The 9,326-nt window shown below is 72.1% G+C and carries 5 protein-coding genes and 2 pseudogenes; all 7 read left to right on the top strand.

All coding sequences use genetic code 11. The annotated features are described in order from the left end of the window. Window positions 1-479 precede the first annotated feature (479 nt). The 7 genes and pseudogenes from AC2W7A_RS05510 (at window position 480) to AC2W7A_RS05480 (ending at window position 9,270) form a co-directional block, all read left to right on the top strand. Complete coding sequence (locus AC2W7A_RS05510) at window positions 480-3,653, top strand: Rne/Rng family ribonuclease (RefSeq protein ID WP_485990467.1); 3,174 nt, start codon at window positions 480-482, stop codon at window positions 3,651-3,653. A 212-nt stretch (window positions 3,654-3,865) separates the two neighbouring features. Continuing rightward, a complete protein-coding gene (gene rplU / locus AC2W7A_RS05505) occupies window positions 3,866-4,171 on the top strand; it encodes a 50S ribosomal protein L21 (RefSeq protein ID WP_088478204.1) in 306 nt (101 codons plus the stop codon). Between the two features lie 58 nt (window positions 4,172-4,229). Continuing rightward, window positions 4,230-4,487 (top strand): 50S ribosomal protein L27, encoded by a 258-nt coding sequence (gene rpmA / locus AC2W7A_RS05500; RefSeq protein WP_485990466.1) that lies wholly within the window; start codon window positions 4,230-4,232, stop codon window positions 4,485-4,487. Between the two features lie 186 nt (window positions 4,488-4,673). Beyond that, complete coding sequence (obgE, locus tag AC2W7A_RS05495) at window positions 4,674-6,227, top strand: GTPase ObgE (RefSeq protein WP_485990465.1); 1,554 nt, start codon at window positions 4,674-4,676, stop codon at window positions 6,225-6,227. A 110-nt stretch (window positions 6,228-6,337) separates the two neighbouring features. Beyond that, a pseudogene (gene proB, locus AC2W7A_RS05490) lies at window positions 6,338-7,556 on the top strand (glutamate 5-kinase). Window positions 7,557-7,614: 58 nt separating this feature from the next. After that, window positions 7,615-8,920 (top strand): annotated as a pseudogene (locus AC2W7A_RS05485) (glutamate-5-semialdehyde dehydrogenase). A gap of 83 nt (window positions 8,921-9,003) precedes the next feature. Then, window positions 9,004-9,270, top strand: a complete 267-nt coding sequence (locus tag AC2W7A_RS05480; protein ID WP_485990464.1) for a hypothetical protein — start codon at window positions 9,004-9,006, stop codon at window positions 9,268-9,270. Window positions 9,271-9,326: the final 56 nt, after the last annotated feature.

The following is a 9,326-nucleotide window of genomic DNA, read 5'->3' as shown; positions in this document are numbered from 1 at the left end:
TCGTCGGCGACCAGGGCCGCGGCGGTGGCGGCGGAGTCGGTGGAGCGGTCCATGGCAGGCAGTCTAGGCCGGGGGCGAACGTGCCCGGGGTCACGTGTCGGCGTGTGAGAGAATCGGATCCGACGCGCCGTGGCCACACCACGGACGCGGCCTCTGGGTGACCGGCCGGGTCGCCGCCGACGCACCGGGGTCGAGCCAGCTCGACCCGGTCCACGCAGCGCGTGGGGCAGTGACAGCCCCGCAGCGCGCGGACCTGGGACGGACACCGGCGGTACCGGCCCGGCCGACCCGGTGGTTCCGGAAGGGGCAGCCGAGAAGGACAGACGAGCGGCCCGCCGGTTCAGCACAGGACTTTGGCGTCTGCTCCGCGACGCACCCCGCGGCCCACGGGCCGGCACGGGGCGAACGCGTCGGGGCGGCAGACCTGGACGCCTCCGGCGCGGTGGGTGTGGCACCGTCCGGCGGCAGGAGGAGCTGCAATGGCAGCCGAGAACACCCCTGAGACCACCGCGGCGGAATCCGCCGAGCACACCGCGGAGACCGCCGCCGAGCAGGGCTCGGAGCAGGTCGACACCGAGACCCAGGGCAAGGCTGAGGGCATGGCCGGCGCTGAGGACGAGCCTGCCGCGGCCGAGCCTGCCGTCGAGACCGAGACCGAGTCCGACGACGCAGCCGAGGACTCCGAGGGGTCCGAGGAGGACGGCGATCAGGCCGCCGCCCAGACCTTCGTCTTCGACCCGTCCGACCCGTTTGCCGTCCCGGAGGACCTGATCCCCGAGCTGACCGCTGCGGAGCGCCGCCGGCGAGACGCCGAGGACGCCGACGCAGAGGACCGGGACGAGGCCGGCGAGGGCGACGACGCGCAGGAGTCGGGTCACGGACGCCGCCGGCGCCGTGGCCGGGGCCGCAGCTCCCGCTCGGAGCGCGGCGAGAGCCGTGGCGATGCCGGCGGTGACGATACCGACGCCGAGGACTCCGCCCAGGACAGGCAGGACGAGGACCGTCCCTCCGGGACCACCTCGCGCCGCCGTCGCAAGCGCCGCCGCGGCTCCGTGGACATGGAGCTGGACGGCCGTGAGGACGGCGATCCGGAGAACACGGTGACCCGGGTCCGGGCTCCGCGCCAGGCCTCCGCCAAGGCAGCGGACACGGTCCAGGGCGTCAAGGGCTCCACCCGCCTGGAGGCCAAGCGCCAGCGCCGCCGCGACTCGCGCGCCGGCGGCCGTCGCCGCCAGGTCATCACCGAGGCCGAGTTCCTGGCCCGCCGCGAGTCCGTGGACCGCAAGATGCTGGTCCGCCAGCGGGACAGGCGCATCCAGATCGCCGTGCTGGAGGACGGCGTGCTGGCCGAGCACTTCGTCTCCCACACCACGCAGGATTCGATGATCGGCAACGTCTACCTGGGCAAGGTCCAAAACGTGCTGCCGTCCATGGAGGCGGCCTTCGTGGATATCGGCCGCGGCCGCAACGCGGTGCTGTACGCGGGCGAGGTCGACTGGTCCGCCGCCAACCTGGACGGCAAGCCCAAGAAGATCGAGAACGCCCTGAAGTCTGGGGACACCGTCCTGGTCCAGGTCACCAAGGACCCGGTCGGCCACAAGGGCGCCCGCCTGACCAGCCAGGTCTCCCTGCCCGGCCGCTACCTCGTGTACGTGCCCGGCGGCTCCATGACCGGCATCTCCCGCAAGCTCCCGGACGTGGAGCGCTCCCGCCTGAAGAAGATCCTCAAGGACCACCTGCCGCAGGACGCCGGCGTGATCGTCCGCACCGCGGCCGAGGGCACCTCGGAGCAGGAGCTGCAGAACGACATCAACCGCCTGCGCGCCCAGTGGGAGGGCATCCAGTCCAAGGCCCAGGGCACAAAGGTGCTGGCGCCGGAGCTGCTGTACGCGGAGCCGGACCTGACCATCAAGACCGTCCGCGACGTCTTCAACGAGGACTTCTCGGCCATGCTCGTGCAGGGCCAGGAGACCTGGGACAACATCGAGGCCTACGTGATGTACGTGGCCCCGCACCTGCTGGACCGCCTGCACCACTGGGTGCCCCAGGACCACGACGGTGAGGACCTGTACACCACCCACCGCATCGACGAGCAGCTCCACAAGGCACTCGAGCGCAAGGTGTACCTGCCCTCCGGCGGCTCTCTGGTGATCGACCGCACCGAGGCGATGACCGTGGTGGACGTGAACACCGGCAAGTTCACCGGCTCCGGGGGCAACCTCGAGGAGACCGTCACCAAGAACAACCTCGAGGCCGCGGAGGAGATCGTCCGCCAGCTGCGTCTGCGGGACATCGGCGGCATCATCGTCGTGGACTTCATCGACATGGTGCTGGAGTCCAACCGGGACCTGGTGCTGCGTCGGATGGTCGAGTGTCTCGGCCGGGACCGCACCAAGCACCAGGTCGCCGAGGTGACCTCGCTGGGCCTGGTGCAGATGACCCGCAAGCGCATGGGCACCGGCCTGGTCGAGGTGTTCTCGGAGACCTGTGAGCATTGCGCCGGCCGCGGCATCCTGATCCAGGACGAGCCCGTGGACCGCCATCGCTCCCACAACGCCCACGGTGAGCCGCGCGGCGAGGGCGAGGGCCGTCGTCGCCGGAAGAAGCGCGGCGGCAACGGCGGGGGACAGTCCCAGGACGCCGAGGCCGCGCAGCAGAACTCCCAGACCTCCTCCGACGGTGAGCTGAGCGAGGAGGAGAGGCAGCGTCAGGAGCGTGCGGCCGCCGCACGTGCCGCGCTCCAGTCCATCGCCAAGGCCTCCGGAAAGGCTGCTGACGACGACGGCACGGACTCCGCCGCGGACGGCACCTCCGCCTCGGCCGGCTCCGACACCGACGGGGATGGCTCCGGCGCGAAGGACGGCACCGGCGCGAAGGACGGCACCGGCGCGAAGGACGGCTCAGGGGAGGAGCAGTCCTCCGGCCGCTCGCGCCGCAAGCGGCGCGGCAAGCGGCGCCGTGGCCGCGGCGGGGAGGGCCGTGGCGAGGACCGCGCCCAGAACGGTTCCGATGCCTCCGCCTCGGACTCCTCCGACCCGGACTCCTCCGGTGCGGAGCGGCACGGGGCCGGCCGGGACGGCGAGGACCGGGACGGTCAGGACCGGAGCGGCCGCGACCGCTCGGACGCCGAGACCGTCGAGGCCGGTGAGGACGGCGGAGTCATCACCTTCGACGGCGAGCCGGTCTCCGTGCCGCGCCGCCGTGGACCCCGCCGTGCCTCCTCCGCGGAGGGCGCGAAGGACCTGTCCGCGCTCGAGGACGCACTGGAGCAGAAGGCCGCCACGCGTGACCGCGGCACGCGCCGTGCGGCCTCCACGGACGCACCCGTGCAGGCTGAGGCACCCGTGCAGGCCGAGGCACCCGTGCAGGCGTCGGCCGGCACGGGCCGGAATGAGACGAACCCCACGTCGTCGGACGCCCCGTCCGAGGCGAGGGCACAGGCGGAGCCCGCTCCGCGCCGTCGTCGCCCCCGCCGTGCCGCCTCGTCCGGCGCCGCCGGATCCGAGGTGAGCACCGTCGAGGCGCCGAAGGCGTCAGGCGGCAGCACGTTCACGGCCTCTGCGGGCGCGCCTGCGCCCCGGAAGGAGGGCGGCGCGGCCCCGGTCATGCTGGGTGTGGGCGTCAAGGCGGAGGACATCGTCCGCCACAGCTGAGCCGGTGTCCGCTCCGTCGCCACGCCGCCGGAGCGGACATTTGGCCGGTGAACGCCGACCGCGTATGATGGTCACTCGGTGTTCACCGCCAGCTGGCTCCCGCATGCCCGTCGCACACGGCGACGGTGTTCGAGTAGGCGAACCGCGCGTGCGGTCGAGATGCAGGCGTGGACACAGTCAATCCGAGAAACGTCGAGAGAAGTGAGTCCCAAGTGGTGTACGCGATTGTCCGCGCTGGCGGCCGCCAGGAGAAGGTTGCCGTCGGCGACCTCGTTACCCTTGACCGCGTTGCCGCTGAGACCGGTGGCTCCGTCGAGCTGCCCGCTCTGATGCTGGTGGACGGGGACAAGGTCAAGGCGGGCGCCGACGCCGCCGGTGTGAAGGTGACCGCCGAGGTCGTCTCCCACTCCCGTGGCAAGAAGGTCGTCATCCAGAAGTACAAGAACAAGACCGGCTACAAGAAGCGTCAGGGCCACCGCTCTGAGTTGTCCACGGTCAAGATCACCGAGATCGCCTGAGGCCTGCCCCGCGCAGGATCGGCATCCTCGAAAGCATCCGAGAGAATAGGTAACAGCAATGGCACATAAGAAGGCCGGCAGTTCCTCGAAGAACGGCCGCGACTCGAACCCGCAGTACCTGGGCGTGAAGCGCTTCGGCGGCCAGGTCGTCTCCGCCGGCGAGATCCTCGTCCGCCAGCGCGGCACCAAGTTCCACCCGGGCCACAACGTGGGCCGCGGCAAGGACGACACCCTGTTCGCCCTGTCCGCTGGCTCCGTGGCCTACGGCCAGCGCCGCGGCCGCAAGGTTGTGGACATCGTCCCGGCCGCCGAGTGACCCTCGGCTGAACAGACTCCGTCGGCCGCACCGGTGAGATGACATCGGACCGCAGCCGTACAGACGCCCCGGCGGGGGCGGGTCGCTGACAGAACTCACGACCCGCTCCCGCCATCGGCGTATCCGGGGCCCGACCCCCCCCGCTCGACACCGTCGGCCCCCTGAACCGAGGAGAGACTCCGAGACATGGCAGCCTTCGTGGACCGCGTGGTCCTGCACCTCACCGCCGGCAACGGCGGCCACGGCTGTGTCTCCGTGCGGCGCGAGAAGTTCAAGCCGCTCGGCGGACCGGACGGCGGCGACGGCGGCGACGGCGGCGACATCACGCTCGTGGTGGACTCCCAGACCACCACGCTGCTGAACTACCACCACTCGCCCCACCGCTCCGCCGAGAACGGCGGCCCCGGCATGGGAGACAACCGCTCCGGCAAGCAGGGTCAGGACCTCGTCCTGCCGGTGCCGGACGGGACCGTGGTGAAGGACTCGGACGGCAACATCCTGGCGGACCTGGTGGGGGAGGGCGCATCCTTCGTCGCCGCCGCCGGCGGGCAGGGCGGCTTGGGCAACGCCGCGCTGTCCTCGAAGAAGCGCAAGGCGCCCGGCTTCGCCCTGCTCGGCCTACCCGGCGAACAGCGCGACCTCGTCCTCGAGATCAAGACCGTCGCGGACATCGCCCTCGTGGGCTACCCGTCCGCCGGCAAGTCCTCGCTGATCGCGGCGATCTCCGCGGCCCGCCCGAAGATCGCCGACTACCCGTTCACCACGCTCGTCCCGAACCTGGGCGTGGTGCAGGCCGGGGACGTGCGCTACACCGTGGCCGACGTGCCGGGCCTGATCCCCGGTGCCTCCGAAGGCAAGGGCCTCGGCCTGGAGTTCCTCCGCCACGTGGAGCGCTGCGCCGCCCTCGTGCACGTGCTCGACTGCGGGACCCTGGAGTCCGACCGCGACCCGATCAGCGACTTCGAGGCCCTCGAGGCCGAGCTCGACGCCTACGCCGTGGAACCCGTCTTCTCCCAGGGCGGTGCCGGTGTGGTGCCGCTCAACGAGCGTCCCCGCCTCGTCGCGCTCAACAAGACCGACCTGCCGGACGGCGAGGACATGGCCGACCTGGTGCGTGCCCGGCTCGAGGAGCGCGGGCTGCGCGTGTTCGAGATCTCCGCGCTCGCTCACCAGGGCCTGGACGCCCTGAAGTACGCGATGGCCGAGCTGGTTGAGGCCGCCCGCGCCCAGGAGCCCGAGCCGGAGCCGGCCGCCCCGGTCGAGGTCCCGCGGCGCCGGACGAAGAAGGGCGAGAACCACGAGTTCGACATCCGCCGCGAGGAGCGCAACCTGCTGCCGCTGTTCCGGGTGCGCGGCCTCAAGCCCGAGCGCTGGGTCGCCCAGACCGACTTCGCCAACGACGAGGCCGTCGGCTACCTCGCCGACCGGCTCCATCGCCTCGGTGTGGAGGACGGCCTGTTCAAGGCCGGCGCCACGCCGGGCGACGCCGTGGTGATCGGCGACGACTCCACCGGCGTCCTCTTCGACTGGGAGCCCACCATCTCCACCGGCGCCGAGCTGCTCGCCGGCCCCCGCGGCTCCGACCTCCGCCTGGAGGAGCGCACCCGCGCGACCCGCCAGGAGAAACGCGAGGACCAGGACCGCCGCAAGGCCGCCCGGGCCGCGACGCGGGCCGAGATGGAGGCCGAGCGCCGCGCCGGCATCTGGACCGAGGACTACACCCGCGACGACGAGGACTGACGTCCCGTCCGCCTCCGGGCGGCCGCCGCGGGCACGGACCCCGGGGCGGCGGCACGGACGAGAGACCACCGACCCACCGACCCCGAGTGACCGAGGAGAGACCACCGCAGATGGCCGACCGCAAGACCGTCGTGTACCGCTACGCCACCCCCGCGACCGGAGGTGAGCCCGGAGAGCCCAAGACGAACCCGGTCACCACGAGGGACACCCTCAAGGACGCCCGCCGCGTGGTCATCAAGATCGGCTCCTCGTCCCTGACGACGGACGAGGGCCTGAACACCGAGGCGATCGACGCGCTGGTGGACCTCATCGCCTCGCTGCGCGACCGCGGCACGCAGGTCGTCCTCGTGTCCTCGGGCGCGGTCGCCGCCGGCTTCCCGCAGCTCGGCCTGACCCGCCGCCCGAAGGACACCGCCACCCAGCACGGCCGCGGCCGCGGTCGGCCAGGGCGGTCTGATGGCCTACTACTCCCAGTCCTTCGGCCGGTATGACACCACCGTGGCCCAGGTGCTGCTCACCGCCGAGGAGCTCATGCGCCGCGGCCAATACGTCAACGCGCACCGTGCCCTGGCCCGGCTGCTGACCCTCGACGTCATGCCGATCGTCAACGAGAACGACGCGGTGGCCACCCGTGAGATCCGCTTCGGGGACAACGACCGCCTGGCCGCGCTCACCGCGAACCTCGTCAAGGCCGACCTGCTCGTGCTGCTCTCGGACGTGGACGCCCTCTACACCGGCCATCCGTCCAAGCCGGACTCCCGCCGCATCGACTCCGTGTGCTCCGACGAGGACCTCGTCGGCGTGGACGTGGCCACACCGGGGTCGGCGGGCGTCGGCACCGGCGGCATGGTGACCAAGGTGGACGCCGCCGGCATCGCCGCGACCACCGGCATCCCGACCCTGCTGACCTCGGCGCCGAAGGCGGCCGCCGCCTTCGCAGGCGAGGACGTCGGCACGTGGTTCGAGGCCGCAGGCCGGCGCCGCTCCGCCCGCGCCGCCTGGCTCGGTCTGACCGCCGAGGTCCGCGGGCGACTGGTGCTGGACGACGGTGCGGTGCGCGCCGTGATCGAGAACGGCCGCTCCCTGCTGGCCGCTGGCATCACCGACTTCAGCGGACAGTTCACCTCCGGGGACGTCGTCGAGATCGCCGACTCCCGCGGCAAGGTCCTGGCCCGCGGCCTGGTCCAGTACTCGTCCTCCCAGCTGCCGCGCATGCTCGGCCGGTCCACCACCGAGCTCAAGGAGGACCTCGGGGCCGGCTACGACGGCGTGGTGGTCCACGCCGACGACCGGGTGAAGCTCGCTCCGTCCCACTCCGCCTACCTCTGAGCCTCGCCAGACCGCACACACGTACGCATCCCACAGCCATCGACGAAGGGTGACCGACATGACCGACACCAAGACCGCCGAGAACGAGACCGTCGACGCCATCCTGGAGATCTCCCGCCGGGCCCGCGCCGCGACCCCCGAGCTGGCCACCGCAGGACGTGCCCGCAAGGACGAGACGCTGCAGGCGATCGCCGACGCGCTGCGCGCCTCCTCCGCGACGATCCTCGAGGCGAACGAGAAGGACGTGGAGCGCGGCCGTGAGAACGGCACCTCCGAGGCCCTCCTGGACCGCCTGTCCCTGGACGAGGACCGCCTGGAGGGCCTCGCCACGGCCGTCGAGGCCCTCGCGGCCCTGCCGGACCCGGTGGGCGTGGTGGTCCGCGGCCGGATGCTCCCGAACGGCGTGCGCATGCAGCAGACCCGCGTCCCCATGGGTGTGGTCGGCGCCGTCTACGAGGCGCGTCCCAATGTGACCGTGGACATCGCCGGCATCGCCCTGAAGTCCGGCAACGCGGTGGTCCTGCGCGGCGGCTCGGCCGCGAAGGACACGAACACCGCCCTCATCGCGGTGCTGCGCCAGGCCATCGAGAACCAGGGCTTCGATCCGAACCTCGTGCAGGGCATCGACGACCTCGGCCGAGAGGGCGTCAAGGCCCTCATGACCACCCACGCGCCGTGGACGTGCTCGTCCCGCGCGGCGGCCGCGACCTCATCCAGATGGTGGTCCGCGAGTCCCGCGTCCCGGTCATCGAGACCGGCGAGGGCAACGTCCACCTGTTCATCGACGAGTCCGCCCCGGTGCGGATGGCCGTGGACATCGCGGTCAACGCGAAGACCCACCGCACCAGCGTGTGCAACGCCGCCGAGACCCTGCTGCTGCACCGCGGCGCGGAGGAGGCCTCCCGCGAGGTCCTGCGGGCGCTCACCCGCGCCGGCGTCCGTCTGCACGCGGACGCCGAGGCCATGGAGCTCATGCCGACCGGCTCGGACCGCGGAGAGAACGCCGTGGATCCGGTCGAGGCGACGGACGAGGACTGGGCCACCGAGTACCTCGACATGGACATGGCCGTGAAGACCGTCGGCTCCCTCGCCGAGGCCGTGGAGCACATCGCCCGCTACTCCACCGGTCACACCGAGGCGATCGTCACCAACGACCTGGCCAACGCGGACCGCTTCGTGCAGGACATCGACTCGGCCGCCGTGATCGTCAACGCCTCCACCCGCTTCACGACGGCGGCGAGCTGGGTCTCGGCGCCGAGGTGGGCATCTCCACCCAGAAGATGCACGCCCGCGGCCCCATGGGCCTGGAGGAGCTGACCACCACGAAGTGGATCCTGCGCGGCGACGGCCAGATCCGCCGCTGAGCCGGGCTAGACTGGCACCGACGCCCCCTGCGCCGCCGCCCCGCGGGCCCGGCGCGCCCATCCGATCGCACCGAGGAGCGAGAATGCTGAACTCCGCCATCGTCCTGGCCGCCGGCGAGGGCCACCACGTCGTCAACGAGCTGCCGATCCCGGCGCCGTGGTACGGCATCATCGTGTTCACCACGCTGATGTTCATGCTGCTGTGCTTCATGGGCTTCCGCTCCGTGGGCGTTCGTCCGTCCGAGCCGGGCGACGAGCTCGTCCAGCACGGGCACGACGCGCACGGCCACGGTGCCCACGGGCAGGGCAGCCACCAGGCCCACGGCGGCCACCAGGGTCACCATCGCTGACATCGCCGCCGCCGCGGCCGCGGCCGCCACGCGACGGTGAGGTACGGCACCGTGAG

Source organism: Micrococcus sp. LASM2_SD2, from assembly GCF_057364565.1.
Note: the sequence above shows the minus strand (reverse complement) of the source record. Positions and strands in the feature narration are given on the sequence as shown.

Bases quoted from the DNA above. Each gene is read 5' to 3' on its own strand.
- obgE (WP_485990465.1), top strand. From the start codon at position 4,674: ATGGCAGCCTTCGTGGACCGCGTGGTCCTGCACCTCACCGCCGGCAAC.
- AC2W7A_RS05480 (WP_485990464.1), top strand. From the start codon at position 9,004: ATGCTGAACTCCGCCATCGTCCTGGCCGCCGGCGAGGGCCACCACGTC.
- AC2W7A_RS05510 (WP_485990467.1), top strand. From the start codon at position 480: ATGGCAGCCGAGAACACCCCTGAGACCACCGCGGCGGAATCCGCCGAG.
- rpmA (WP_485990466.1), top strand. From the start codon at position 4,230: ATGGCACATAAGAAGGCCGGCAGTTCCTCGAAGAACGGCCGCGACTCG.